Origin of the sequence: Achromobacter anxifer (assembly GCF_903652925.1) — a bacterium.
GTDB classification, from domain to species: Bacteria; Pseudomonadota; Gammaproteobacteria; order Burkholderiales; family Burkholderiaceae_B; genus Achromobacter; species Achromobacter anxifer.
Window position 1 is genome coordinate 247,868 of the sequence record NZ_CAHLAR010000002.1, and the last position, 24,395, is coordinate 272,262.

23 protein-coding genes are annotated in these 24,395 nt (G+C 68.9%); 11 read left to right on the forward strand and 12 right to left on the reverse strand.

Going from position 1 to position 24,395, the window contains the following annotated elements:
• Positions 1–3: 3 nt before the first annotated feature.
• Together HWY37_RS06390 and HWY37_RS06395 are read left to right on the forward strand one after the other, a co-directional pair.
• Complete coding sequence (locus HWY37_RS06390; protein WP_175210926.1) at positions 4–1,524, forward strand: tripartite tricarboxylate transporter permease; 1,521 nt, start codon at positions 4–6, stop codon at positions 1,522–1,524.
• Between the two features lie 57 nt (positions 1,525–1,581).
• Complete coding sequence (locus HWY37_RS06395; protein ID WP_176088163.1) at positions 1,582–2,217, forward strand: hypothetical protein; 636 nt, start codon at positions 1,582–1,584, stop codon at positions 2,215–2,217.
• 21 nt (positions 2,218–2,238) lie between these two features.
• Here the strand turns inward: HWY37_RS06395 and HWY37_RS06400 are convergent, their stop codons facing one another.
• On the reverse strand, positions 2,239–2,619 hold the full coding sequence (locus HWY37_RS06400) for an RNA-binding S4 domain-containing protein (protein ID WP_176088164.1): 381 nt from the start codon (positions 2,617–2,619) through the stop codon (positions 2,239–2,241).
• A gap of 194 nt (positions 2,620–2,813) precedes the next feature.
• Between HWY37_RS06400 and HWY37_RS06405 the strand changes: the two genes are divergently transcribed.
• On the forward strand, positions 2,814–4,682 hold the full coding sequence (locus tag HWY37_RS06405; RefSeq protein ID WP_176088165.1) for an ABC transporter ATP-binding protein/permease: 1,869 nt from the start codon (positions 2,814–2,816) through the stop codon (positions 4,680–4,682).
• A 22-nt stretch (positions 4,683–4,704) separates the two neighbouring features.
• On the opposite strand, the gene HWY37_RS06410 is transcribed toward HWY37_RS06405, so the two are convergent.
• Positions 4,705–5,508: an aspartate dehydrogenase gene (locus HWY37_RS06410; protein WP_176088166.1), complete on the reverse strand. Its 804-nt coding sequence runs from the start codon at positions 5,506–5,508 to the stop codon at positions 4,705–4,707.
• Between the two features lie 175 nt (positions 5,509–5,683).
• Between HWY37_RS06410 and HWY37_RS06415 the strand changes: the two genes are divergently transcribed.
• Positions 5,684–6,181: a GNAT family N-acetyltransferase gene (locus HWY37_RS06415; protein WP_176088167.1), complete on the forward strand. Its 498-nt coding sequence runs from the start codon at positions 5,684–5,686 to the stop codon at positions 6,179–6,181.
• On the opposite strand, the gene HWY37_RS06420 is transcribed toward HWY37_RS06415, so the two are convergent.
• The 4 genes from HWY37_RS06420 to HWY37_RS06435 all read right to left on the reverse strand — a co-directional run bounded on the left by HWY37_RS06420 (position 6,154) and on the right by HWY37_RS06435 (position 11,352).
• Positions 6,154–7,107 carry a BMP family ABC transporter substrate-binding protein gene (locus tag HWY37_RS06420; protein ID WP_176088168.1) on the reverse strand — a complete coding sequence of 318 codons (954 nt, stop codon included), beginning with the start codon at positions 7,105–7,107 and terminating at the stop codon, positions 6,154–6,156. The two genes, HWY37_RS06415 and HWY37_RS06420, sit on opposite strands and share 28 nt — an antisense overlap.
• Positions 7,104–8,081: a Bug family tripartite tricarboxylate transporter substrate binding protein gene (locus HWY37_RS06425; protein ID WP_176088169.1), complete on the reverse strand. Its 978-nt coding sequence runs from the start codon at positions 8,079–8,081 to the stop codon at positions 7,104–7,106. The genes HWY37_RS06420 and HWY37_RS06425 overlap by 4 nt, the downstream gene beginning before the upstream one ends.
• Positions 8,082–8,325: 244 nt before the next feature.
• Positions 8,326–9,714 (reverse strand): amidohydrolase, encoded by a 1,389-nt coding sequence (locus tag HWY37_RS06430; protein WP_175210939.1) that lies wholly within the window; start codon positions 9,712–9,714, stop codon positions 8,326–8,328.
• Between the two features lie 144 nt (positions 9,715–9,858).
• Positions 9,859–11,352 carry an MFS transporter gene (locus tag HWY37_RS06435; RefSeq protein ID WP_176088170.1) on the reverse strand — a complete coding sequence of 498 codons (1,494 nt, stop codon included), beginning with the start codon at positions 11,350–11,352 and terminating at the stop codon, positions 9,859–9,861.
• Between the two features lie 144 nt (positions 11,353–11,496).
• Between HWY37_RS06435 and HWY37_RS06440 the strand changes: the two genes are divergently transcribed.
• Positions 11,497–12,138: a TetR/AcrR family transcriptional regulator gene (locus HWY37_RS06440; protein ID WP_176088171.1), complete on the forward strand. Its 642-nt coding sequence runs from the start codon at positions 11,497–11,499 to the stop codon at positions 12,136–12,138.
• Positions 12,139–12,218: 80 nt separating this feature from the next.
• On the opposite strand, the gene HWY37_RS06445 is transcribed toward HWY37_RS06440, so the two are convergent.
• The 4 genes from HWY37_RS06445 to HWY37_RS06460 all read right to left on the reverse strand — a co-directional run bounded on the left by HWY37_RS06445 (position 12,219) and on the right by HWY37_RS06460 (position 16,595).
• A complete protein-coding gene (locus tag HWY37_RS06445) occupies positions 12,219–13,169 on the reverse strand; it encodes a Bug family tripartite tricarboxylate transporter substrate binding protein (RefSeq protein ID WP_176088172.1) in 951 nt (316 codons plus the stop codon).
• A 64-nt stretch (positions 13,170–13,233) separates the two neighbouring features.
• Complete coding sequence (locus tag HWY37_RS06450; protein ID WP_175210945.1) at positions 13,234–14,502, reverse strand: carboxylesterase family protein; 1,269 nt, start codon at positions 14,500–14,502, stop codon at positions 13,234–13,236.
• A gap of 148 nt (positions 14,503–14,650) precedes the next feature.
• Positions 14,651–15,601: an adenosine deaminase gene (locus HWY37_RS06455; RefSeq protein ID WP_175210946.1), complete on the reverse strand. Its 951-nt coding sequence runs from the start codon at positions 15,599–15,601 to the stop codon at positions 14,651–14,653.
• A gap of 58 nt (positions 15,602–15,659) precedes the next feature.
• On the reverse strand, positions 15,660–16,595 hold the full coding sequence (locus tag HWY37_RS06460) for a LysR family transcriptional regulator (protein ID WP_176088173.1): 936 nt from the start codon (positions 16,593–16,595) through the stop codon (positions 15,660–15,662).
• Between the two features lie 223 nt (positions 16,596–16,818).
• Between HWY37_RS06460 and HWY37_RS06465 the strand changes: the two genes are divergently transcribed.
• The 6 genes from HWY37_RS06465 to HWY37_RS06490 all read left to right on the forward strand — a co-directional run bounded on the left by HWY37_RS06465 (position 16,819) and on the right by HWY37_RS06490 (position 22,104).
• Positions 16,819–17,526: a hypothetical protein gene (locus HWY37_RS06465; protein WP_246302208.1), complete on the forward strand. Its 708-nt coding sequence runs from the start codon at positions 16,819–16,821 to the stop codon at positions 17,524–17,526.
• A 39-nt stretch (positions 17,527–17,565) separates the two neighbouring features.
• Positions 17,566–18,945, forward strand: coding sequence for an MATE family efflux transporter (locus tag HWY37_RS06470; RefSeq protein WP_246302209.1), 1,380 nt, complete (start codon positions 17,566–17,568; stop codon positions 18,943–18,945).
• Between the two features lie 135 nt (positions 18,946–19,080).
• Positions 19,081–20,739, forward strand: coding sequence for a lytic murein transglycosylase (locus tag HWY37_RS06475; RefSeq protein ID WP_176088174.1), 1,659 nt, complete (start codon positions 19,081–19,083; stop codon positions 20,737–20,739).
• Entirely contained in the window at positions 20,736–21,338 is a 603-nt protein-coding gene (locus tag HWY37_RS06480) for a class I SAM-dependent methyltransferase (protein ID WP_176088175.1), read from the forward strand. The genes HWY37_RS06475 and HWY37_RS06480 overlap by 4 nt, the downstream gene beginning before the upstream one ends.
• A gap of 4 nt (positions 21,339–21,342) precedes the next feature.
• Positions 21,343–21,909 (forward strand): GNAT family N-acetyltransferase, encoded by a 567-nt coding sequence (locus tag HWY37_RS06485; protein ID WP_176088176.1) that lies wholly within the window; start codon positions 21,343–21,345, stop codon positions 21,907–21,909.
• A 9-nt stretch (positions 21,910–21,918) separates the two neighbouring features.
• Positions 21,919–22,104: an oxidoreductase-like domain-containing protein gene (locus HWY37_RS06490; RefSeq protein ID WP_175209062.1), complete on the forward strand. Its 186-nt coding sequence runs from the start codon at positions 21,919–21,921 to the stop codon at positions 22,102–22,104.
• Positions 22,105–22,148: 44 nt separating this feature from the next.
• Here the strand turns inward: HWY37_RS06490 and HWY37_RS06495 are convergent, their stop codons facing one another.
• Both HWY37_RS06495 and HWY37_RS06500 read right to left on the reverse strand, forming a co-directional pair.
• Positions 22,149–22,586, reverse strand: coding sequence for an acetyltransferase (locus tag HWY37_RS06495; protein ID WP_175209063.1), 438 nt, complete (start codon positions 22,584–22,586; stop codon positions 22,149–22,151).
• A 63-nt stretch (positions 22,587–22,649) separates the two neighbouring features.
• Positions 22,650–24,389, reverse strand: a complete 1,740-nt coding sequence (locus tag HWY37_RS06500) for a M14 family metallopeptidase (protein WP_176088177.1) — start codon at positions 24,387–24,389, stop codon at positions 22,650–22,652.
• Between the last annotated feature and the right edge of the window lie 6 nt (positions 24,390–24,395).

A 24,395-nucleotide genomic window follows, 5' to 3' on the forward strand; every position in this document is an offset into this window, starting at 1 on the left:
GCCATGGAACTGCTATCGAACGTAATGCATGGCTTTTCCATTGCCTTCCAATGGGAAAACCTGGGCTGGTCGCTGTTTGGCGTCTTCATGGGCAACCTGATCGGCGTGCTGCCCGGCATGGGCGTGCTGGCCGCGATCTCCATCCTGCTGCCGCTGACCTATGCCATGACGCCCACCGCGGCGCTCATGATGCTGGCGGGCATCTACTACGGCGCGCAGTATGGCGGCGGCATCACCTGCATCCTGCTGAACCTGCCGGGCACGCCTTCGCACGCGGTGACCTGCCTGGACGGCAATCCCCTGGCCAAACAGGGCAAGTCAGGCTCAGCGCTGTTCATGCTGGTGATGTCGTCGTTCGTCGGCGCCTGCGTCGGCATCATCATCATGATCCTGTTCTCGCCCATTCTGGTCGAGGTGGCGTTCAAGTTCGGGCCTGCCGAGTACTTCTCCATGATGATGCTCGGACTGTTCGCGGGCGCGACGCTGGCCAAGGGTTCGGCGGTCAAGGGCGTGGCGATGGTGTTCCTGGGCCTGTTGCTGGGCGTGGTCGGCACCGACGTCAACACCGGCACCATCCGCTATGCCTTCGGCGTGATCGAACTCAGCGACGGCGTGCAGCTGGTGGCGCTGGCGATGGGCCTGTTCGGCCTGGCGGATTTCTTCGCCAACGTGAACCGCATCGGCAAGGCCACCGTGGTGGACAGCGGCAACAAGCGCATGTCGGTGCGCCCGGAGCCCGGTGACATCAAGAAGTCCGTCGCGCCCATCGTGCGCGGCAGCGCAATCGGTTCGATCCTGGGCATCCTGCCCGGCACCGGCGCCACCATTGCGTCCTTCATGTCCTATGCGGTCGAGAAGCGCGTCTCCAAGACGCCGAACCGCTTCGGCAACGGCGCCATCGAGGGTGTGGCCGGTCCTGAATCCGCCAACAACTCCGCGGCCCAGACCAGCTTCATTCCCACCATGAGCCTGGGCATTCCGGGCGACTCGGTCATGGCGCTGATGCTGGGCGCGCTCATCATCCACGGCATCCAGCCCGGTCCGCAGATGGTGACCGAGCACGCGGATATCTTCTGGGGGTTGATCGCCAGCTTCTGGATCGGCAACGCGCTGCTGGTGGTGATGAACCTGCCGCTCATCGGCATGTGGGCCAAGCTGCTACGCGTGCCCTACAAGTACCTGTTCCCGTCGGCCCTGTTCTTTGTCTGCGTGGGCGTGTACAGCACCAACAACAGCCTGTTCGACGTGGTCGTCGTGCTGATACTGGGCATCGTGGGCTATTTGTTCCTGAAGCTGCGGTTCTCGCCGGCGCCCCTGCTGCTGGGCTTCGTGCTGGGTCCCATGGTCGAGGAGAACTTCCGGCGCGCGCTGCTGCTGTCGCGCGGCGACATGGCCATCTTCGTCGACCGGCCCATCAGCGCGGCGTTCATCTATGCCATCGCCGCACTGGCCGTCTGGCTGGTCTATTCGACCATGAAGGCCCGCCGCAAGATGCGCGCGGCCCTGGTGGAGCAGGCTCAGTAATCGTTCGGGAATGGCCGCCGCGGCGGCCATTGCGCCATCCTGAAAAGGGAGGTTTCCATGCACGGGCATCCCGGTAGCGGGACCATAGCCTGGTCCGATCACTCCGCAAGCATCGATCTGATGCGCAAGCTGGCCTTCGTCGAACTGATGGAGCTGCTGGAATTCAGCGTGCTGCGCCTGGACCGCCCGCAAGCGGGCCGGCCCGGGCCGGCGCCGGAAGGGCTCATAGGCACGCAGGACTGGTGGTTTGCACCGGCGTCCTCGGCCTGCGCGCCGGCCCATGCGGCCGACGCCGAGGGGTCGGACACCGACACGCCGGACGCGGCGGCGCCGGACGTCGCGGTGTACGTTTGTTCGAGCCAGGCCGCATTGAGAGAGGCCGTGTTGCCCGATGGCGATACCCAACTGGATTTCGGCCGCCTGGCGGGCGAGGGCGGCGCAGCCCGCGCCGGGGACGCGGCGCGCGGGCTGCGGCTATATGCGACTGCCGATCCCGGGCGCTGTGGCGAGTTGCGGGCGCGGGCCATGGACAGGCTGGCGCTGCGCGTCGATCTGAAGGCCCTGCTCAGCCGGGTCGTGGTGCCCGCCCGCGTGCCGCAGCATATCTTCGAGCTGGTCGCCAGCGTGGTCCGCTCGCGCGTCTGGGTGGAGGTGGTGCGGCCGGAGGCCCTGGCGCTGTCGCCGCAGGGCTGACGGCGCCCGAGGCGCGGCGCCCTATTTGCCGCGCATCTGGTCGATCAGGCGCCGGTCGCGCTTGGTGGGGCGTCCGGCTTCTATGCCCAGCGCGGGCTCGGGCGCCAGGCGGCGCATTTCGGCTGCGCGTTCCCGCGTCGCCACGCTTTCCGGCGTTTCTTCGTAGAGCTGGCGCGCGACCGGCGCCGGGCCGCGCACGCCGCTGACGGCCACGACCCGGACATGCAAGGGCGGATCTTCCTTGCGCACGGTGATCAGGTCGCCCGCGGCGACCTCGCGCGCGGGCTTGGCGGGCTGGTCGTTCACCAATACCCGGCCCTTGCCGATTTCCTGCACGGCCAGGCTGCGCGTCTTGTAGAAGCGCGCCGCCCAAAGCCATTTGTCTAGCCGGATTTTTTCCATTCTGTACCTGCGGTATTGCTGCCCAGGCATCCATGATAGCCGCCGGTCCCGCCTGCGCAGGAAAGGGCGCGCTTTCAGCCGGCTTTCGCTTGCCCTGCCAGAACGCTTAAACCAGGCTTAAAACGGCTGTTCCGCCGGAACTCGGTCCACCCGCTCCGTCTAACCAGAGACGCGTATCGGAGGGCGACGGACTCATGGACCTGAACTGGCAACAGCAATTGACGGAAAGCGGACTCTGGCTGGCGCAGGCGTTCGGCATCTCGGCGGTCGCCCTGGCGCTGGCGGTCGCGGCGCTGGCGCGCGGCACGGAGTGGGGGCGCAAGTTCTGGCGCCTGGCGTGGCCGTATCTGAATCCAAAACGTAGCTGGCGGCCCCTGCTGACCCTGGGCCTGCTGCTGTTCCTGGCGATGTTCGCCGTGCGCATGACGGTGCTGTTTTCGTTCTGGTACAACGGCTTCTACAGCGCATTGCAGGCGCTGGACCAGAGCGCGTTCTGGCGCTTCCTGGGCATATTTTCGGTGCTGGCCTGTGTGCACGTGGTGCGCACCCTGGTGGATAGCTATGCCGGGCAGGCCTTCGACATCCACTGGCGCGTGTGGCTCAACGATCGCCTGACGCGCGACTGGCTGGGCGCCAGCGCCTACTACCGCGGCCATTTCGTCGACGCGCCGGTCGACAACCCCGACCAGCGCATCGAGCAGGACATCGCCATGTTCGTCACGGGCTCGCGCACCCTGGCCATCGGCGCCCTGAGCGCGGTGGTTTCGCTGGTGGCGTTCACCTCCATACTGTGGGGCCTGTCCGGCGCCCTGACCGTGGCCGGCGTGGAGATTCCGCGCGCCATGGTGTTCATGGTGTATCTGTACGTGATCGTGGCGACGTTGTTCGCGTTCAAGATCGGACGCCCGCTGATCAAGCTGAACTTCCTGTCCGAGCGGTTGACGGCAAACTTCCGCTACGCGCTGGTGCGGTTGCGCGAGAACGCCGAGAACGTGGCCTTCTACCAGGGCGAGGGCGTCGAGCGCGCCACCCTGTGGACGCGCTTCACGGCCTACATCGCCAACCTGTGGGCGCGCGTGTACCGGGGCCTGAAGTTCGACGGCTTCAATCTGTCGGTGAGCCAGGTGGCCGTGGTGTTCCCCTTCATCCTGCAGGCGCCGCGCTTTTTCAGCGGCGCGATCAAGCTGGGCGACGTGATCCAGACCTCGCAGGCCTTCGGGCAGGTGCAGGACTCGCTGTCGTTCTTCCGTACCTCCTACGACACCTTCGCGCAGTACCGCGCCACGCTGGATCGGCTTAACGGCTTCCTCGATGCCAACGAGGCCGCGCGCGCCTTGCCGTCGGTGCAGACCGAAGCCTTGCCGGATGGCCTGGACATCGAACAGGTGCAGGTGGCGCGGCCCGACGGCTCCATGCTGCTGCGGGATCTGGACCTGCGCCTGCGTCCGGGCCAGGCCTTGCTGATCAAGGGCCCTTCGGGCAGCGGCAAGACCACCTTGCTGCGGGCGCTGGCGGGCCTGTGGCCCTATGCCCAAGGCACGGTGCGGCGCCCGCAAGGCGCCTCGGCGCTGTTCCTGTCGCAACGGCCCTATCTGCCGCTGGGCGACCTGCGCGGCGCGGTGGCCTATCCAGGGCTGGCGCAGCCCGGGGACGATGCGCGGCTGGCCGAAGCGCTGCGGCAGGTCAATCTGGGGCATCTGGCCGGCAGGCTGGACGAGGTGGCGGACTGGTCGCGCATCCTGTCCATCGGCGAACAGCAGCGCGTGGCGTTCGCGCGCGTGCTCTACAACCGGCCCGCCATCGTCTTCCTGGACGAGGCCACGTCGGCCACCGACGAAGGCCTGGAGCATGCGCTGTACAGCCTGCTGGGCGGCGAGCTGCCCGCCTGCATGCTGGTCAGCGTGGGGCATCGCAGCACGCTGGACGCCTTCCATACGGACAGACTGGATCTGGACGGGGCCGGGAATTGGAAAGTGGGACCCATGGCCGCGGCGGGGCGCGGCGCCGCCGAGCGCTGCCCGGCGGAGGGCCAGCCCGCGGAATTGCGGCTGGCGGTGGCCTAGGACTTCTGCTGGCCTGCGCGGCTCAGGTGCCGACGCGCAGCGGACCGCTCAGCTTGCGCAGCGCGGCGACCACGCTTTGCGCCGTGATGCGGCCGGTCTTGGGATTGGCCGAGGGAATGTTCTGGATCTCCATCGAGAACGTGGCCGAGTCGGACACGACCTCGACGCGGTGGACATTGCGTTCCAGCGAGGGATCGGCCCAGATTTCCAGGGTGGTCTTGTCCGGACCGATGCCCGCTAGCGACACGCTGACCGCCACGTTCAGGTTGGCCGGAAAGCCCACCGCGGCTTCGCGCGGCGATCCGCGGAAGATCAGGCGCGGTTCGGTGATGTCCGCGATGTCGATGTTGTTCTCCGTCAGGTAGGGCGCGCCCAGCAGGCCGCGCACCGGCTTGCGGGTGATCATCGTGACGGAATGGATGACGCCCTCGGCCGCGGCAGTGATGGCATCCAGGCCCAGGATGGCGCCGGAGGGGACCAGGATCTGGCCATGGTGCTGGCGCGCCAGTTCGATCAGGTCGTCGTGGCGCAGCAGCGCGCCGGAACTGAGTACCACCATCTTCTTGCCGGCGCGCAGCACGGGCTCGGCGATGTCGCGGAACACGGCGGCGGGCGCGCATTCCACAACCACGTCGCAGTGCTCGTGCAGCGCGTCGATGGTGGTGAAGGCGGGCGCGCCCTTGGTCCAGGCGAAGGCGGGCGGGGCCTTGGGATCGCGCACCGCCACGGCGGCTAGCGTCAGGCCGGGCAGGCCTGCGTCCAGGGATTGCGCCACGGCCTGGCCGATGGCGCCGAAGCCGGCGATGCCGACGCGGTAGCTGTTCATAAGGATCCAGAGTAGGGCCGCGGCGCGCCGCGGGCGGTTCGGAAGGGGCTGGGCGCTCATGCGGTGGCGTGGCGCCGGGCCGTCGGCCACTGTAGCCACCGTGCCGGCAGGCGTCAATGCGGAATGGCGGCAGTGCCCGGCTACACTTTGCGCCTGAGCCGCAAGGAGCACAGGCATGCACATCCTTCCCGAAACCCCAGGCGACCGCGATGCGATCTTCGCGCTGACGCAAGCCGCCTTCAAAGACCATCCCCACAGCCAGCAGACCGAGGGCTACATCACCAACGCGCTGCGCGAGGCCGGCGCGCTGACCTTGTCGCTGGTGGCCTGGGAGGACGGACGCGCCGTGGGCCACGCCGCGTTTTCACCGGTATCCATCGGCGATGGCGCGGCGGACTGGTACGGACTGGGTCCGGTGGCGGTGTTACCCGAGCTGCAAGGCCGGGGCATAGGCGCGGCGCTGATCCGCGATGGCCTGGAACGCCTGAAGGCGCTGGGCGCGGCTGGGTGCGTGGTGTTGGGCGAGCCCGCCTACTACGCGCGCTTCGGTTTCGCGCAAATGCCGGCGCTGACGTATCCCGGCGTGCCGCCGGAATACTTCATGGCGCAGGTCTACACCCGTCCGGCGCAGGGTGAAGTCGCGTATCACAAGGCGTTCGAAGCGACGGCATGACCGTCGCGCGGCGCCGGCAGCGCGAACTCCGGCCCGGCATAGTCGGATGCAACGGCGATGTCTCCCGCCGCGAGCCGTCCGGCCCAATCGTCCAGCACGCGGCGTTCTTCGGCGCCGACCTTGGCGCCCAACACCAGGCGCAGCGATGCGGCTTCCTCCAGGCCGTAGCGGGTGACGCGGCCCACGGCCAATGCGCCCGCGGCATGGTCGGCGGCGGCGCGTTGGACGCATAGTCCCGAATCGGCCAGGGCCGACGCCAGATAGACCTGCGGATCGCGCGCCACCCAGTCCAGCACATTGCCGATCTGCCACACCCCGGTTTCGCGGCACACGCGCGTCACGCCGTCGCGTCCGCCATCCATCATCGCGAACAGCACGCGGACGTCGCGCGCGGACAGCGCCCGGGTCCAGGCCGCGCCCAGCGCCGCGTCATGCTGGTTGCCGCAGAACGCGGTCAGCGGATCCTGGCCGCTGACGCGGCGCACGCCGTCGGCGTAGGCCGCGCGGCCTTTCAATCCGGGCCGCACGCGTTCGCCCGACAGATGGGCCGCCCGGCCGTTGGCGGCGCGCAGGCCGGCCAGCACGCCGGCAAGAAAGGCCGAATGTTCCTGCAGGATTTCGTACGAGGCGACATTGGCGGCGGTGTGATGCCCCTGGGTGATGGCGAACTGCGTGCGCGGATGGAGCGGCGCCACTTCGGCGACGGGCGCGTCGCCCTGGCCGCCATGCACGATGACCAGGTCCGGACCGGCCGCGCACAGCTGCGCGAGGCGTTCGGCGCGCGCGGAGGAGTCGTTCGCGGCTATCCATTCCAGCTGCAAGGGCTGGCCGGCCTGCGCCGCGCGTTCGGCGCCGCGCACGGCCGCTTCATTGAAACCGCCGCGGCCGGGATGGCCGAACAGCACGAGCAGGCGGCGGGCGCTCACAGGCTGGCTCCCGTAGCGTGCACCACCGGTCCCCAGGCTTCGGCCTGGCGGCGGACGAAGTCGGTGAATTCGGCGGGGGATTTTTGTGCCAGCACAAAGCCTTGACCTTCCAGTCTGGCGCGGATGTCGGGCGCGGCCAGCACCTGCGCGAAGGCGTCGTTCAAGCGTTGCGACACCGCGGCGGGCAGGCCGGCGGGACCGGACAGGCCGACGAAGTTCTCCGCAATTAAGCCGGGATAGCCGAGTTCACCCACCGCGGGGATGTCGGGCGCTTGCGGCACAGGCAGGCGCGTGGTCACCGCCAGCAGGCGCAACTGGCCGGAGCGCAGGAACGGCAGGTTCTGCGGCAGCGCGTCCACCGCGAAGCGGATCTGGCCGCCCAGCAGATCGTTGCGCATGGCGCCCGAGCCCTTGTAGGGAATGTGCTGCAAGCGCGCGCCGGTCTGCCGCGAATACAGCTCGCCCACGATCTGGCCCACGGACGCCAGCCCGCCGCTGCCGTACTGCACCGGCTGGTCCTGCGCGCGGATCCAGGCGGTCAGTTCGGCGAAGCTGGACACCGGCACCGAAGGATGAACCACGAACACGGTAGGCACGGCGCCCAGGTACGCGATGTGCTCGAAGCTGGCCAACGCGTCGTAGCCGCCTTGCGGCATCAGCGCGGGCGAGATCGATAGCGGCGCCGAGTTCGACATCAGCAAGGTGTAGCCGTCGCTGGGCGCTTGCGCCACCAGGCTGGCGCCGATGGTCGAGCCTGCGCCGGGCTTGTTTTCGATGACGACGGGCTGGCCCAGTTTTTCGGCCAGCAGCGGCGCGATGAGGCGGGCGGCGATGTCGCTCGCGCCGCCCGGCGGGAAGGTGACGATCAGGCGGATCGGACGCTCGGGCCAGGCGGCCGCGCGCGCAATGCGCGGGCGCGCCAGCGGCAGCGCCAGTGCGCCTGCAAGCATGAGGGTTCGACGGGAGATCGGCATGGCGTGCTTCTACGGGACGGCCGCGGGGGCGGCGAAGGGGCGTACTGTAGAAAGCGGCGCATGGCCTGACAAAGAATTTGTAGCCGTTTGCTTATGCCGGCATTTTGGCCGGACGCTATGCAGGCCGTTGTGCAGGCCGCTATGCCGGCCGTTATGCAGATCGCTTTCGCGGTCGTTTCGCTGGACTTGCCGCCCGCCGCATTGCGCGGCGGGCTTGTGTCAGGCGCGCCAGGCGCCTGGATCATCAACTGCCTTTCTGCGCCTGCGCCATGTAGTCCACGGTCAGGTTCGACAGCGCGCGCACGCCATTGATCAGGCCGGACTCATCCACGTAGAAGCGCGGCGAGTGATTGGGCGCGGCCTTCTCCACGTCGGTGCCCTTGGGCGTCACTCCCAGGTAGAAGAACATGCCCGGCACCTTCTCCTGGTAGAAGGAAAAGTCCTCCGAGGCCGTGGACTTGGGCTGCAGGCCGTAGTTGCCTTCGCCCGCGACGCGGCGCAGCGTCGGTCCCATCTGTTCCGTCAGCGCGGGGTTGTTGACGGTGGCGTTGTACAGCTCCACCACGCGCACGTCCGCCTTGGCGCCCGCGCTCTGCGCGATCATGTCGGCAGTGCGCGCGATGCGCTGGTGGATGTCCTTCTTCATGCCCTCGTCATAGGTGCGGATGGTGCCCGTCATGGCGACGTTGTCCGGCACGATGTTCATGCGGTTGCCGCCGTGGATCGCGCCCACGGTGATGACGGCGGGCTCCAGCATGCTGTTGATCTGGCGGCTGGGGATGGTCTGCAATCCCAGGATGATCTGCGAGCTGACCACGATGGGGTCGATGCCCGACCAGGGCCGCGCGCCGTGCGTCTGCTTGCCGGTGACGTCGATCCAGAACTGGTCGGCGGCAGCCATGGCGGGGCCGCTGCGCCAGCTCAGCTTGCCCGCCGGATAGGCGCTGGACACGTGCAGGCCGAAGATGGCGTCCACCTTGGGATTTTCCAGCACGCCTTCCTGCACCATCATCTTCGCGCCCCAGATCTTCTTGCCGTCGGGCTCGAAGTCGGCGGGGCTTTCCTCGGCGGGCTGGAAGATGAATTTCACGCTGCCGGGAAGCTGGTCCTTCATGCCGGCCAGGACTTCAGCGGTGGCCATCAGGATGGCGGTGTGGGTGTCGTGGCCGCAGGCATGCATCACGTCCACTTCCTTGCCGAGATAGGTGCCCTTGGCCTTGGAGGCGAAGGGCACGTCCACCTGTTCCTTGACGGGCAGCGCGTCCATGTCGGCGCGCAGCGCCACCACCGGACCGGGCTTGCCACCCTTGAGCACGGCGACCACGCCGGTGCCGGCCACGCCGGTCTTCACGTCCATGCCCAGCGCGCGCAGATGGTCCGCGACCAGCTTGGCCGTGCGGTTTTCCTGGTTGCCGAGTTCGGGGTGTTCGTGGATGTCGCGGCGCCAGGCGATGAGCTTGTCCTCGATGGCCTTGGCGCGTTGATCGATCTGCGCGGCCAATGCCGGATTGGGCGCGGGGACCAGCGGGCCTTGCGTGCCCGGCGCGCTTTGCGCGGCGGCCGGACCTGCCATCAGCAGGTGCGCGGCAAGCGCCAGCGGGGCCAGGCGGAACAGGGGTTTGCGGTAAGGCATGCTTTGTTCTCCTCGTGGTTGTTAACCTGTTATTGGACGAGGATCTTACCGAAGCGCATGGCGGCCGCAGCGTTTGTTACCAACGCTTAAAAACAGGCCGTTTTGATTCCGGCCGATGGAATTCCGCGCGCCGGAATCAGGCGTTCAGGCCGCGCGCAGCACGCGCCTGGAACCGCGCGCAAGCACCAGCAGCAACAGCGCCGCCAGCATCGACGCGATGCCCGCCGCCAACATGGCGGCATGGAAGCCGCCGGCCAGCGCATCGGCTGCCAGCGTGGCTGCATTGGCGGGTTGCGCGGGCATGAGATGGCGCGTGATGGCGTCGCGCGCCAGGGCCTGCGCATCGGACGCGCCGGCGCCTGCCAGCGAAGCCGTCAGCGCGTCGATGGCGCGTCCGCTCATCAGCGCGCCCAGCAGCGCGATGCCTATCGTCATGCCTGTCTGGCGCAGCGCGTTCATGGTGGCCGAGGCCATGCCGGAACGTTCGCGCGGCACCGTGGCCATCACCGCCATGCTGGTCGAGGGCACGGCCAGCCCGGTGCCCAGGCCCAGCAGCACCAGCAGCGAGCCGGACACGAAGTAGGGCGTGTGGGCCTCGAAGCTGGTCATGCCCAGCATGGCCGCGCCGATGAGCGCAAAGCCCGCGATCATCAGCCGCGGCAGGCCGAAGCGCAGGTTGAGCCGGCCGAACACGACGGACACCAGCCCGGCCGCGGCGAACTGCGGCGCCAGCTGCCAGCCCGCCGCCAGTGGCGACAGGCCCTGCACGTGCTGCATGTAGAGCGAGAAAAAGAACAGGCTGCTGTAGGCGGAAAAGCCCAGCACGAAGGACGCGAAGTTGGTGATGGCGAAGCCGGCGTCGCGGAACAGTCCCAGCGGCAGGATGGGCCGCGCCGCGCGGTGCTCGACCCACAGGAAGGCCAGCAGCCCGATGGCGGCGACGGCCAGCGCGACGGTGGCTTGCGGCGCGGCCCAGCCGTGTTCGCCCGCAGCGATCAGGCCGTAGGTCAGCGCGCCCAGCCACAGCACGCTCAGCGCCTGGCCCGCGGGGTCGAAGGCGGCGTGTTCGGGATGGGCGCTTTCGGTGATGCTCCAGGCGCCCAGCGCGATGGCCAGCGCGCCTACCGGCAGATTGATCAGGAAGATGCTTTGCCAGTTGAAATGCGCCACCAGCACGCCGCCCAGCATGGGGCCCACGATGAGCGAAATCGCGTTGCACGAGGCCCAGATGCCGATGGCCTGGGCGCGTTCCTTGGGATCGGGAAAGGCCTGGGTCAGGAGCGACAGCGCGCCCGGGACCAGCAGCGCGCCGGCGACGCCCTGCACGGCGCGGCCGATCAGCAGCGCCGTCAGGTTGTCCGCCAGCCCGCACAGCGCGGAGCCCGCCGTGAACAACAGCACGCCCGCCAGCCACGAGCGCTTGCGGCCATAGCGGTCGCCCAGCGGACCGGCGGACAGCATGAAGGCCGACAGGAACAGGGCGTAGGCGTCCACCACCCATTGCAGTCCGGCCATGTCGATGCGCAGGGCCGCCTGCATGGTGGGCAACGCCACGTTGACGATGCTGATGTCCAGGATGGTGATGAAACTGCCCAGGTTGACGGCCAGGACCAGGGCGCGGCGGCGTGCGGGTTGCATAGCGGGACGAGAGGGTGGGGGAAGGAGTATTCTAGTTATCGACCGACCGTCGGTCAATGTAAAGAGGAACGATTCTCAACTTTTGATCAGGGGCGGGCGCCTCCTCTACACTGGCGCCTTGCCCGTGAACCGCCCCTGGACGATATGCCCGCTACTCCCGCCGACCCGCTCTCCCTGCCCGCCGGCAAGGACGCCGCCGCCAAGCCCCGCACCAAGCCCGCCGCCGTGCGCCTGGACGAACTGATGGCCGCCGCGGAAGCGCTCTTCATCGAGAAGGGCGTCGAGGCCGCCACCATCAGCGAGATCGTCGAGCGTGCAGGCGTCGCCAAGGGCACGTTCTATCACTACTTCACGTCCAAGAACGACATGCTGGCGGCGCTGCGCGCCAAGTTCTCGCAGGGGTTCCTGGACCACATCGCGCGCGCGGTCGACGCCTGTGCGCCGGACGACGGGGTGGCGCGGCTGCGCGCCTGGACCCAGGCGGGAGTCGAAGCCTATTTCGACGGCTATGAGCTGCATGACGTGGTGTTCCACGACGCCCAGCATCCCGACCGCGGTACGGCCGAGAAGAGCGCCGTGCTGCGGCAGCTGGAAGCCATCCTGGAGGCGGGCGCGCGCGCCGGCTGTTGGCCGTTGGACGATGCGGCGCTGGCCGCCATCGTGCTGTACCACGGCATGCATGGCGCGGTGGACGCGAGCATTGCGCAGGGCCGGCGCGACGCGCCGGCCTTGTCCGGCCCCTTGGCGGCGATGTTCCTGCGCACGCTGGGCGCGCGCGCGAGCTGAGGCCGAGTCCGAACCCGAACCCGAACCCGAACTCGAACCCGAACCCGAACCCGAACCCGAGGCCGCCGGCGCGATCCGCGCTATTGCAGCTTGATGCCCAGCTCTTTGATCAGCGGCGCCATCTCCGCCCGGTCGGCCTCGATGGTTGCGGCCAGCTCCTGCGGCGTGCTGCCGACGGGAATCATGCCCAGGGTCTCCATCTGCGCCCGCATCGCCGGTTCCTTCAGGATGTCCGCCACCGACTTCTGGATCAGTGCCACGCGGTCGTCCGGAATGCCGGCGGGCGCCATCAGCCCGATCCAGGGCTGCGGCGCGTAGCCCTTCAAGCCCGATTCATTCAGGGTGGGCGTGTCGGGCAGTCCGCCGAAGCGTTCCGGACTGGTGATCGCCAGGGCGCGCAGGCGGCCGCTGTCGATCAGGCCTTTTGAACTCGAAGGCGCGTCCAGGCCAACGTCGAGCTGGCCGCCGATCAGGTCGTTCTGCGTCTTGCCGGAAGAAGATGAAGGCACGTACAGGGCCTTGATGCCGGCGCGCCGGGCCGTCTGTTCCCAGACCAGGTGGAACGCGGTGCCGATCGAGAACGAGCCCACGCTCAGGCTGCGCGATTTGCTTTCGCGCACGAAGTCCTCCCAGGTCTTGAGCGGGCTGTCCTTGGGCACGATGAAGATGAACGGCGTGCGCGCCACCAGCGAAATCGGTTTCAGGTCTTTCTGCGTGTCGAACGGCAGGCTGTCCACGGCGAAGGGCACGATGGTGACGGACGAGGCCACCACCATGCCCAGCGTGTAGCCGTCCGGCGCGGACTTGACCAAGGCGCCGGTGCTGATGATGCCGGATGCGCCCGGCTTGTTCTCCACCACCACGGGCTGGCCCCAGGCGGCGCCGAGCTTGCTGGCCAGCACGCGCAGCATGACGTCCACGGGCCCGCCGGGCGGGTTCGACACGATGATCTTCACCGGCTTGTCGGGATAGGCGGCGGTGGCGGCCAGCGGCGCGAGCAGCGCAAGCGCGGCCAAGGTTTGCTTGAACATGGAATTCCCCTGGTTTTGATGTGTGGAGGCGGGCGGCCTGCGCCCGCGCCTGTGCAGTCGAGGTTCAGGCCAGGATCTGCATGTGCGGGGCCTGCGGCCAGCCAGGCGCCTCGCCGCGGATGAACGCGATCCAGGCCTGCTGCGTGGCCTGGGCCAATTGCCGCGCCTGTTGTTGCGGCAGGCCGGCCAGCATGGGCGCGTCGGCGAATGCGGGCAGCGTGTCGAAGACGAAGGGCAGCTCGATGCAATGGCAGGCGCCGAAGCGCGGCGAGGGCGCCACGTCGAAGCGCGCCAGCCAGGCCTGGCGGCCTTGGGCGACGGCGTCGCCGGCCCACTGGCGCGAAGGCGCGCCGAACACGGCATCGCCCATCTGCTGATCGGCGGGGTCCGTGCCGTGGCCCGGAAAGGCGGCCATTTCGTCGCGCGTGTAGCAGACCAGCACGTCGGCGCGGGCCGCGGCCTGCTTGAGCGCGGGCGCGATGTCCAGCGGCAGCACCTGTCCGTCCAGCACCGGTGCGAACTGGCTGCGGCTGCTGCCTTCGGCGCGCAGCGCCTCGGCCACGGCCGGCGCCTGCTGCGCCTGCAGCAGCGCGGACACGGGCAGTTCGCGGGCTTCCTCCAGCGAGTCGGCGCCCGCGGCCTGCAGGAAGGCCTGTCCCAGAGTTTCCGCCTGCCGCGCGCTGCGAAAGCCGCGCCCGAGCGCGGCGCTTTGCAGGATGGCGCGGGAGAAGCGCGGCTTGCGCGCCAGCATGGCGCAGATCGACGACGCGCCGGCGGATTGGCCCATGACCGTGATCCGTTCGGGATCGCCGCCCAGGTCCTGGATGTTGCCCAGCACCCAATCAATGGCGGCCTCCTGGTCGAGCAGGCCCACGTTGGCCGTCTGGCCGGGCACGTACAGCCAGCCCAGCGCGGCCAGGCGGTAGTTGACCGCCACCACCACCATGTCGCCGCGCTGCGCCAGGTTGGCGCCGTCATACCAGTCCAGCGCGCCGCCGCCGCTTTGCCAGGCGCCGCCGTGCAGCCAGACGACCACGGGGCGGCGCTTGCCGTCGGCGGCCGGCGTCCACACGGTCAGGTGCAGGCAGTCCTCGGATTGTTCCGCTTCGAAGTCGCCCATGGCGTCGCGCAGGCGCGAGGGCAATTGGGGGGCGACCGTTCCGGGCCGCGTCGCGTCGAGCTTGCCGCGCCAGGCGCCGGGCTGCGGCGGCGCGAAGCGCAGCCCGCCCACGGGCGCCTGCGCATAGGGAATGGCGCTGTAGCGGCAGACGCCGCCTGTGCGCACGCCGGTCAGCGTGCCTGCCTGCAGCGCCGCCTGGACCTCTAGACTCATATCCTGCCCCTTGTATTGTTGTCCGTCGTGCCGCCGCGGCAGGCGCCGCGGCAGTCGGACTATGGTAGGGAGGAATGGGCCGGGCCAGGCATGCAGGTTTTGAACATTGCCATGCGCAACCCGCATGGCCCGCCTGGCGGCGCTGCCGCTATCTGGCGATGCGCGCGTCCAGGCTGTTGTCCGCCAGGGCCTGGGCCTGCGCCCGCGACATGCCCAGATGCTCGTACAGCGCGTGGAAGTTCTCGTTGACGTAGCCGCCGAAATACGCGGGATCGTCGGAGTTGACGGTGACCTTTACGCCGGCGTCCAGCAGCGACAGGATGTTGTGGTCGCGCATGTGCTCGAACACGCGCAGCCGCGTGTTGGACAGCGGACAGACCGTCAGCGGGATCTGTTCGTCGATCAGGCGCGCGATCAGGCGGGGATCCTCGGCGGCGCGCACGCCGTGGTCGATGCGTAGCACCTTCAGCAGGTCCAACGCTTCCCAGATGTATTCCGGCGGGCCTTCCTCGCCCGCGTGTGCGACGCCGGGCAGGCCTTCGGCGCGGGCGCGCTCGAACACGCGCTGGAACAGGCGCGGCGGAAAGCCCATTTCGCTGCTGTCCAGGCCGACCGCGATGAAGGCGTCGCGGTGCGGCAGCGCGGCTTCCAGCGTGCGCATGGCTTGCTCTTCGGGCAGGTGGCGCAGAAAGCTCAGGATCAGGCCGCTGCTCACGCCCAGCTGCTTGCGGCCGTCTTCCAGCGCCTGGCTGATGCCGTTGAGCACGGCCTCGAAGGGCACGCCGCGGTCGGTGTGGGTCTGGGGATCGAAGAACGGTTCGGTATGCACCACGTTCTGCTCGCGGCATTTGAGCAGGTAGGCCCAGGTCAGGTCGTAGAAGTCCTGCTCGGTGCGTAGCACGTCCGCGCCGCGGTAGTAGAGGTCGAGGAATTCCTGCAGATTGCCGTAGTCGTAGGCGGCGCGCAGGGACTCGATGTCGGGCCAGGGCAGCGCCACGCCGTTGCGCTGCGCCAGCTGGAACAGCAGTTCGGGTTCCAGCGAGCCCTCCAGGTGCAGGTGCAATTCCGCCTTGGGCAGTGCGTTGAGCCAGTCGTACATGGGTGCTCCGATCAAAAAGTGTTGCCTGTGCAGGATAACGCGCCACGCGCCCCGCGGCTCAGGCCGTCAGCGCGATGGCGTCGGCCTGGATGGCGAGCTGGAGCTGGGCGGCGAAGGCGCGCGCCTGGCGCGTGCTGGGACGGTCGCGGCGCCAGATGGCGGCCAACGGCGACTTGCGCAGCGCCGGCCTGGCCGGCAGGACCACCAGTTCGCCGCGCGCCTGGCGGATGGCCGCCACGCTGCCGGGCAGCATCCACAGATACAGGCCGTCCAGCAGCATTTCGCGGCCGAATTCCAGCGACAGGGCGCCGATCATATCCGGAATCGCCAAACCGGCCTGGCGCAGGGACATTTCCAGTTCGCCGCGGATGCGGCTGCCGGGCAGGGCGGTGATCCAGGGGTAGGCCACGTAGTCGGCCAGCGTGGCGCCGGGTTGGCCGGCCAGCGGATGGTGCGTGGCGCAGGCCAGCACCACCGGATCCTCCAGCAAGGTGGTGGAACGGTAGATCTGCGGATTGACGGTGGCGGAGAAGCGGCTGATCAGCACGTCCAGCGCGCCCGCGTCCAGGTCCTCGATCAGCCGTTCGTGGGTGCCGATCTCGATGGTCAAGGTGATGCGCGGGTAGGCCTGGCGGTACGCGCGCGCGGCCTCGGCCACCGGCCAGCCCGCGAACATCGAAAAACAGCCCACCGTCAGGCTGCCTTCATCGCCGCGCGAGACCGCGGCCAGGTCGATCTCGGCCTTGCGGAAATCGGTCAGCAGCAGCCGCGCATGGCGGCACATGGTCTCGCCCAGCGGCGTGCAGGTCGTGCCCTTGGCGGTGCGTTCGAACAGGCGCGCGCCCACCAGCTCCTCGATCTCGGCGATGGCGCGCGACAGGCCGGACTGCGTGCTGTGCAATTGCGCGGCCGCCTTGGACAGATTGCCCAGTTCGGCGACGGTCAGCACGATTTCCAGATGCCGGATGCGGAGCTTGCCTCGGAACGGTGTCATGGCGCGGGTCGGAAGGGAGTTGCCGATTATTCTCCCGCGCCGCGCGCTTGGCAACGCCGCACGGGATCAGTCTGGCCGCGATTCGGCCGGTTGGGTTTCGGCCGGTTGGGTTTCGGTCGGCTGGGATTTGGCCGGCCGGGATTCAGATATAGTTCGACGCCAGACCGATCACAGTAAGCGCGGCGCGGGCCCGCCCGGCCGCTGGCGCAACAAAGGGGCAGCCATGAATGCAGCGGCGTGCGGCGTGTGGAATATGGGCAGGCTCGCCGTCTTGGGGCTGGCCGCGCTGGCCTTGAGCGCTTGTAGCTCGTCCAGGGTGGACGGCGTGTCCGTCGCCTGGCCTCCGTTCAAGGAGGGCACGCTCGCGTCCCTGCCGGCGGACCCGGCGCAATGCCCGGACCTGAGCGGCGCCTACCAGGCGCAGGGAAAATTCGTTTCGGGCGACCGCGATGCCGCCGAGCTGAATGATCTGCGCAATTTCCTGATGTACCCCCTGGATCTTCCCGGCATGCGCGATACGCCTCTGCCGGAATGGCGTTCCGGGCCCGAGGCTACCGTGGCGTTCAAGCCCGTGGCCGACGGCTGGGAGGTGCTGGCGCTGGACGGGCAGGGCGCGCGCGCAGCAGGCCGCCTGGTCCAACTGAATGGCGCACAGGATCCCGCCGCCTTGCCGGGCGTCGCCCGGCCTTCGGTGCCGGACGGCATCCGGCGCGCTTCCGGCTGCACGCAAGGCCGCTTGTGGATCAGCGTGCGGCACGACTGGCGCCAGTACGAGTCCATGGGCGTGCGGCGCCACGTGGCGCTGCTGCGGCCCGAGGCGGGCGGCCTTCTGGTGACGGTGCAGCGCGAGTCCGACACCATCGGCCTCCTGCCCTGGTATTCGAATGACGGCAGCGTGTTCCAGTACTGGTTCGCGCCCGCCGGACGTTGACCCTGTTCCAACCTGCCCCGCGGCCCATGCGATTGCCTCATGTCTGCTGAAAACCGACCGGCTGCCTCAGCCACCGCCCGCTTCGTGTCCGGCCCCATGGGCCCGCATGTGCTTGAGATGGTGCTGACCGGCTGGGCCAGCATGCTGGCCGTGTTCGCGGTGGAGTTCCTGTCCCTGCTGTACCTGGGCACGCTCAAGGACGAGGCGGTGCTGGGCGCGGTGGGCTTCGGGTCGATGACGCAGTTCACCATCACGTCGGTCTGCATCGGCGTGACCGTGGGCGGCGCGGCGCTGGTGTCGCGCGCGCTGGGGGCGGGCGATGGGCCGCGCGCCCGCGCGTTGGCGGGCGCGTCGCTGATCCTGATGGCGGCCGCCTCGCTGGTCTCGGGCGCGTTGCTGCTGGCGGCCATCGGCCCCTTTACGTCGGCCATCGACCTGGCGCCGGACGTGCGCACTCATCTGCTGTCCTATGTGTTCATCACCACGCCGTTCGCGGTATTGATGGGCCTGGGCATGATGCTGTCCAACCTGTTGCGCGCCGCCGGCCAGGGACGACAGGCCATGTGGGTGCTGCTGGCGGGCACCGCAACCGTCGCCGTGCTGGATCCGATAGTCATCTTCGTGTTGGGCGGCGGCATGGAGGGCGTGGCCTGGGCCGGCGGCGTGGGCCGACTGGCCACCGTGGTGCTGGGCGCCTGGCTGGTGTTCGGCAGGCGCCGGCTGGTGGCCTGGCCCGCAGGCGCCGCCCTGCGCGGGCATATGGGCGCGATAGGCCGGATCGCCTTGCCCGCCGCATTGACCTCCTTGTCCACACCCGCGGCGGTGATCTTCACCATCTCCACCTACGCGGGCTTTGGCTCCAGCGTGATGGCGGGCGCCACGGTGGTCGACCGCGTGCTGCAACTGGCCTACGCGCTGTTCTTCGTGCTGCCGGGCGCCATCGGGCCGATACTGGGGCAGAACCTGGGCGCGGGGCGTTGGGACCGCGTGCAGCAGGCGGTGGGCCTGACCACCCGCTGGTCGCTGATCTACGGCTTCTCGGTAGCCACGCTGCTGGCCCTGTTGGCGCCGTGGATGCCCGACATCTTCGAGGTGAGCGGGCCGGGGCGCGACCTGATCGTTTTCTTCTGCCGCTTTGGCAGCTTCGCCTGGGCCATCAACAGCCTGTACTTCGTCGCCATCGCGGTGTTCAACAACCTCGGGTACGCCACGTATTCCACCGCCATCGGCTGGTTGCGCGCCACGCTGGGCACCTTGCCCTTCGTCTGGCTGGGCGCGCATTACGGCGGCCCGGAAGGCGTGCTGGCGGGCCAGACAGTAGGCTTTGCCCTGTTCAGCCTGATCGCCATGCTGCTGTGCCGGCGCGTGCTGCGCGCGCCGCCCGAACGCGCCGCGCCGGCTGCCCGCCAGTTGGCCTAACGGCCCGGCCGCGCCTGGCGCCACCCAGGCCGCGCCCGTCCCGGACGACGCGCAAGGCAGCTGGCCGTCGGCGCGTTCGATTTTGACGCCCGGTCGCGGTACGATCCCGGCTGACTTCGATTTTTCAGGACAGCCATGCGTCAGCGTTCCGTACGCCTTCCCATCGACTCCTTCTCCCGCGTGCTGATGGCCGCGGTGTTCGCGGCCGCCGCCTCCGGCGCCGCGCAGGCGCAGGGCCCCGCGTCCGCCACCGGATCGCGCGCCCAGCCGGCGGCGCCGGCCCAGCCCCAGCCCAGCGTGCTGCCCAAGCGCAGTTTCGACGAACCCGCGACGCCCGCCGCCAACACGCAGCAGACCCCGCTCGACGACCGGGCCGGCCGCGTGCAGCCTGCCAGCCCGGCGACCTTGCCCGCGCCTGCGGCAGCCCAGACCGCGCCGGCAGCCTTGCCCACGCCCGCCGCCGCCCCGGCTGCTACCGCTGCCCCGGCTGCTACCGCTGCCCCGGCTGCTACCGCTGCTCCGGCAGCCACCGCTGCTCCGGCCGCTACCGCCGCCCCGGCCGCCGCCGCGCCCACGGTCATCATCCCGACCGAAATGGACACCAAGGCTTGCATCGCCAAGCTGCGCAAGGGCGCCACGGCCAACGGCCTGACCGAGGCGGACTGGGACAAGTACACCGCCAACGCCAAGTTGCTGCCCACCACGGTGGCATCGGCCAAGGGCCAGCCCGAGGGACGCGAAGCCTGGTGGGACTACATCGCCAAGACCGTGGACGAGGAACGCGTGCGCGACGGCCTCGCGGTCATGGCCAAGTACGGCCCGCAGTTGTCGGCAATCAGCCAGCAATACCAGGTGGACCCGGCCACGCTGGTCGCCATCTTCGGCATCGAGACCAACTATGGCCGCCAGGTCGGCAAGACCAATGTGCTGGACGCGTGGCTGACCCGCGCCTGCACCGAGAACAAGCCTCTGTGGGAAAAGAATGCCTACGCCTCGGTGCGCCTGCTGCGCGATGGGCTGGTGCCCGCCGACAATTTCGTCGGCTCCTGGAGCGGCGCCTTCGGCATGACGCAGTTCATTCCGACCTCGTTCTATGAACTGGCCGCCGACGGCGACGGCGACGGCAAGATCGACCTGTACAACTCGCTGCCCGATGCGCTGGCCTCCACCGCCAACCATTTGCGCAAGCGCCGCGCCAAGTGGACCCACAGCCTGCCCGCCGTGGTCGAAGTGCGCGTGCCGGCTGAGCTGGCCGCCGCCATTCCGGCCTCGCCCGATGCCGAGTACGTGGGCTCGCAGGACCGCCGCACGATCGCCCAGTGGGCCCAGGCCGGCGTGAAGCAGGGCAACGGTTCGGCGCTGAAGCTGCCGTCGGGCAACAACGAGCAGGCCTATATGTTCGCGCCCACCGGCTCCGGCGGCCCCGTGTTCCTGGCGACCGTGAATTTCGACGCCATCCTGCACTACAACCAGTCGCGCCGCTATGGCCTGGCGGTGGCGATGCTGCTCAACCGCCTGCAAGGCGGTCCGGACCTCGCCGCGGCCTGGCCCACGGATGACCCCGGCCTGTCGCGCGCGCAGATCAAGGAATTGCAGGAAATGCTCTACGGCCTGGGCTATGACGTCGGCGTGGCCGATGGCATTCCGGGCACCAAGACCCGCGATGCCGTGCGCGAGGAACAGGTCAGGCGCAACCTGCCGCAGGACGGCCGCGTGGGCAAGCGCATCTACGACGCCATCAAGGCCACCTGGCCGCCCGCCGTGATCCAAGCGCGTCCGGAAGGCCAGCAATGACCTCGGTATCGGGCACGGCAGGCTACGGCGAGAATGCGCAGGCTCTCGCGGACCAGTACGAGAGCATCGCGTTCGCCGAGGTGCACCGCGACGTGGCGCACCTGATCCCCGCGGCCCCGGCGCGCATCGCCGACATTGGCGCGGGCTCGGGACGCGATGCCGCCGCCCTGGCGCGCATGGGCCACGCGGTGGTGGCGGCCGAGCCCACGCCTGAATTGCGCCAGCAAGGCCAGCGCCGCCACGCGCTGCCCAACCTGGAATGGGTGGACGATGCCTTGCCGGACCTGGCCTTGCTGCGCGGGCAGGGCCGGGCGTTCGACGTGATCATGCTGACGGCCGTCTGGATGCACCTGGACGCCGACGAGCGCCGCCTGGGCATGCAGGCGCTGGCGGCGCTGCTGGCGCCGCAGGGCCAGATCCTGATGTCGCTGCGGCATGGGCCGGTGCCGCCGGGGCGCCGCATGTTCGACGTGTCGGCGCAGGAAACGATCGCGCTGGCGGCCGGCCACGGGCTATCCTCGCACCACCTCAGTTCGCGCGAGGACATGCTGGACCGCGCCGACGTGCGCTGGAGCTTTCTTGGCCTGCGCCGGAGCTGAACGCATGTCCATCGCATTGCTCCCCGACACTTTCCAGACTGCGAGGCTGCATGCCCGGCGTATGGAAGAGACCGATTTCCCATTCATCGCCGCCATGCACGCCGACGAGCGCCTCATGGCCACCATGGGCGGCACCCGCAGCGAGTCGGCGAGCCGCCGCTATGTGCTGCAAAACGTCGAACATTGGGCCGAACAGGGCTATGGCATGTATGTGCTGGCCGACCGCGCCACCGGCGCGCTGGCGGGCCGGGCCGGCTTGAAGCGCACCCAGGCCCGGGGCCGCGACGAGGTCGAGGTGGCCTATGCCTTCCTGCCCGCGAGCTGGGGCCGGGGATACGCCACCGAGATCGCCCAGGCGCTGCTGGCGTTGGGGTTCGGGCGCCTGCCGGTGGATGCGCTGGCTGCGGTGGCGATGGAAGGGAACGCGGCTTCCTGCCGGGTGCTGGAAAAATGCGGCATGCGCCAGATCGGCGCCACCGGCGAGGGTGGCGCCGGCAAGCGGCTCTACGAAATCCTGCGCGCCGAATGGTCCGCCGCGGACGCCGCGACGGGTTCCGGGGATCGGCGCTAAGATTCTTGTATGAGCACCAAGCAGATCCCCGAAGACGACCCGCAGCCCGTTCCGCCCGAAGCGCCCGCGCCCGAAGAGTGTTGCAACAGCGGCTGCATTCCCTGTGTCTATGACATCTACAACGAAGCCATGGACAACTACCGCGAAGCGCTGAAAGCCTGGCGAGCCAGGCATCCGGAACAGTCCAGGAGCTAGGGCCCGCGCAGGGCCCCTTTTCAATGCGCGCAGGCCCGTAGGCCTCAGCCCGCCAGCTTCATGTGGATGATGGGGCGGGGCTGGCCGGCGTCGTCGTGCGCCGAGCGGCCCACGTCCTCGAAGCCATAGTGCTTGTAGAAGCCATGGGCCTGGGGATTCTGTTCGTTCACGTCCACCAGCAGGGTGCCGTGCAGCGAACGCGCGAAATTCAGCAGGCGCCGGCCCGCTCCCTTGCCGCGCTTGTTGGCGTCCACGAACAGCATCTGGACCTTGTTGCCGTTCAGGCCCATGAAGCCGGCGACTTCGCCGGCATCGTCCTCACAGACCCACACCCGCACCGAAGGCAGGTAGGTGTTGAGCACCTGCGGATACATGGCCTGGATTTCCTTTTCCGTCAGGAACGTGTGGGTGGCGCGCACCGAACGGAGCCAGATGTCCACCAGGGCCAGGTCATCGCCGTGGTTGCGTTCTCGGATATTCATTTTTGTAATGGTTTTACAGGTCGGGTGCCGGCGCGGTCCTTGGCTGCGCCGGGCTTTTTGCCGCTAGAGCCCTGCGCGGTAGAGCTCGGTCGCCGCCAGGACGGTTTCCATCTGCACAGTATGCGCGAAAACAAAACGGTCGCCGTAGACGGTTTCATCCGGAAACTCCGAAATCAGCGCCAGGGGCAGGTCCTCGCGTTCGCTTTCGCTGACCTGCACGGGTATGCCGTTCAGCACGTCGAATCCGGTTTCGAGCGCATGCGCCTGAAATAGTTCAAGCTGCCGGGCGTTGAACTCGACCAGGCCGGGAACGTTGCGCGCCAGTCTTTCGGTGACGCCTTCGATCAGGCGGCGGGCGCGGTCGCCCCAGCCCGGACGGTGGCGCAGCACCAGGAAGAAGCCCTTGGGGATGGTCCACAGTTCGAAGTTGCGCGGCAGGTAGCCCGACAGCGGCCGGGTCCATTCGTGGGCGGGGTAGCCGTGCAGGTTGATGTGCAGCTGCGCGCCGCTGATGGCGTGCGCCTGGTGGCGGCCTTCGCGCTCGAAGAACGGGGCGCGTTCGCGGTAGGCGATGTCGTCGCCCAGCGCGCTGTAGCGCGAGGCATGCAGCATGTGGCGCGGATGGTGTTCGCGCAGGCGGTTGAACAGCGCGTAGCCGTCGGGATTTTCGGCGGCGATCAGGGCGAAGTGGGCGTCGCCGCGGGCGGCCAGCGCCTGCGCCGCGCGCAGCGCGCCGACCACGCCGGAGGTTTCGTTGGCGTGCTGCGCGCCCGAGATGAACACGGCCGGTCCGGGGCCGCGCACGTAGGTGCCCAGCACCGGGCGGCCCTGGCGCGATACGGCCTGGAAGGTATCGCCGCCGAAGGCCGCCATGCAGCCGGCGATCTGTCCGGCGGATAGCGGCTCCCGCGCCTGCGTCAGCGGCGCGCCGAGCGCGGCCGGGGTCACGGGCGTCAGCGCGCCGAAGTGTTCCAGCGAGATCTGCACGCGCGCCGCGCCGTCATGGCGGCGGATGTCCGGAATGATCTGGCCGGGCTGCAGGCCGCGGTCACCTGAAGGACGGCCGGAATGTTGCTGGAAGTGTTCCAGCAGCGAGAAATAGATGTCTTCGTGCAGGGCCTCGAAGGTGCTGACGATCTCTTCGTCCACGGGCAGCGCAAAGTCGATGCCGGGCAGGTCCACGCGGATTTCCAGGCGCTCGAAATAGGGTTCGTGCGTGCCCCAGGCATGGTTGCGCACCGTGTCGACGATGGCGCGGAACGCCTGCTGGTATTCGGTGGCCTGGGCGGCGTCGGTCTGCAACGCGCCCTCGGCATCGCGCACGCGCAGCCAGCCGGTGGGGGACAGTTCGGGCTTGCCGTCCTGTGCGTGACCGACCTGATTGGGGGCGTAGACGCGGGTCTCGATCTTGCGGCCGTCGGCGTAGTTGAGGCTGACGTCGTAGTGCAGGTCGGAGGCGCCGGGCTGCATGGTGACGTTCACGCCTTGCAGCAGCGCGATCAGCGGATAGGCCTCCAGCGTGAAGCGCTTGGCCTGGGCGTGTTCATGCAGGGGATAGCGTACTGTGACGGATGCCAGCCCTTCGCGCTCGACCTCTTCCAGGAAGAAGTGCAGCAGCGGCTTGTAGGCGCTGCGAAAGCGCGCCGTGACGCCGGCTTGCGCCAGGCGCTCCTGAGCCGCGCGGCGCGCCTCGACGCCTTCGAACAGCCAGCCTTCCACGACCGCGCCGCGCCAGGCCGGCGCCAGGTAGGCGTGGGTCCAGGCGTCCAGCGTGCGGTCGAATGTTTTTTCCAGCAAAGACATACTCGA

What these genes read in the sequence shown, in the direction of transcription:
- HWY37_RS06390 (WP_175210926.1), top strand. Translation starts at nt 4, where the DNA reads ATGGAACTGCTATCGAACGTAATGCATGGCTTTTCCATTGCCTTCCAA.
- HWY37_RS06395 (WP_176088163.1), top strand. Translation starts at nt 1,582, where the DNA reads ATGCACGGGCATCCCGGTAGCGGGACCATAGCCTGGTCCGATCACTCC.
- HWY37_RS06400 (WP_176088164.1), bottom strand. Translation starts at nt 2,619, where the DNA reads ATGGAAAAAATCCGGCTAGACAAATGGCTTTGGGCGGCGCGCTTCTAC.
- HWY37_RS06405 (WP_176088165.1), top strand. Translation starts at nt 2,814, where the DNA reads ATGGACCTGAACTGGCAACAGCAATTGACGGAAAGCGGACTCTGGCTG.
- HWY37_RS06410 (WP_176088166.1), bottom strand. Translation starts at nt 5,508, where the DNA reads ATGAACAGCTACCGCGTCGGCATCGCCGGCTTCGGCGCCATCGGCCAG.
- HWY37_RS06415 (WP_176088167.1), top strand. Translation starts at nt 5,684, where the DNA reads ATGCACATCCTTCCCGAAACCCCAGGCGACCGCGATGCGATCTTCGCG.
- HWY37_RS06425 (WP_176088169.1), bottom strand. Translation starts at nt 8,081, where the DNA reads ATGCCGATCTCCCGTCGAACCCTCATGCTTGCAGGCGCACTGGCGCTG.
- HWY37_RS06430 (WP_175210939.1), bottom strand. Translation starts at nt 9,714, where the DNA reads ATGCCTTACCGCAAACCCCTGTTCCGCCTGGCCCCGCTGGCGCTTGCC.
- HWY37_RS06435 (WP_176088170.1), bottom strand. Translation starts at nt 11,352, where the DNA reads ATGCAACCCGCACGCCGCCGCGCCCTGGTCCTGGCCGTCAACCTGGGC.
- HWY37_RS06440 (WP_176088171.1), top strand. Translation starts at nt 11,497, where the DNA reads ATGCCCGCTACTCCCGCCGACCCGCTCTCCCTGCCCGCCGGCAAGGAC.
- HWY37_RS06445 (WP_176088172.1), bottom strand. Translation starts at nt 13,169, where the DNA reads ATGTTCAAGCAAACCTTGGCCGCGCTTGCGCTGCTCGCGCCGCTGGCC.
- HWY37_RS06450 (WP_175210945.1), bottom strand. Translation starts at nt 14,502, where the DNA reads ATGAGTCTAGAGGTCCAGGCGGCGCTGCAGGCAGGCACGCTGACCGGC.
- HWY37_RS06455 (WP_175210946.1), bottom strand. Translation starts at nt 15,601, where the DNA reads ATGTACGACTGGCTCAACGCACTGCCCAAGGCGGAATTGCACCTGCAC.
- HWY37_RS06460 (WP_176088173.1), bottom strand. Translation starts at nt 16,595, where the DNA reads ATGACACCGTTCCGAGGCAAGCTCCGCATCCGGCATCTGGAAATCGTG.
- HWY37_RS06465 (WP_246302208.1), top strand. Translation starts at nt 16,819, where the DNA reads ATGAATGCAGCGGCGTGCGGCGTGTGGAATATGGGCAGGCTCGCCGTC.
- HWY37_RS06470 (WP_246302209.1), top strand. Translation starts at nt 17,566, where the DNA reads ATGTCTGCTGAAAACCGACCGGCTGCCTCAGCCACCGCCCGCTTCGTG.
- HWY37_RS06475 (WP_176088174.1), top strand. Translation starts at nt 19,081, where the DNA reads ATGCGTCAGCGTTCCGTACGCCTTCCCATCGACTCCTTCTCCCGCGTG.
- HWY37_RS06480 (WP_176088175.1), top strand. Translation starts at nt 20,736, where the DNA reads ATGACCTCGGTATCGGGCACGGCAGGCTACGGCGAGAATGCGCAGGCT.
- HWY37_RS06485 (WP_176088176.1), top strand. Translation starts at nt 21,343, where the DNA reads ATGTCCATCGCATTGCTCCCCGACACTTTCCAGACTGCGAGGCTGCAT.
- HWY37_RS06490 (WP_175209062.1), top strand. Translation starts at nt 21,919, where the DNA reads ATGAGCACCAAGCAGATCCCCGAAGACGACCCGCAGCCCGTTCCGCCC.
- HWY37_RS06495 (WP_175209063.1), bottom strand. Translation starts at nt 22,586, where the DNA reads ATGAATATCCGAGAACGCAACCACGGCGATGACCTGGCCCTGGTGGAC.
- HWY37_RS06500 (WP_176088177.1), bottom strand. Translation starts at nt 24,389, where the DNA reads ATGTCTTTGCTGGAAAAAACATTCGACCGCACGCTGGACGCCTGGACC.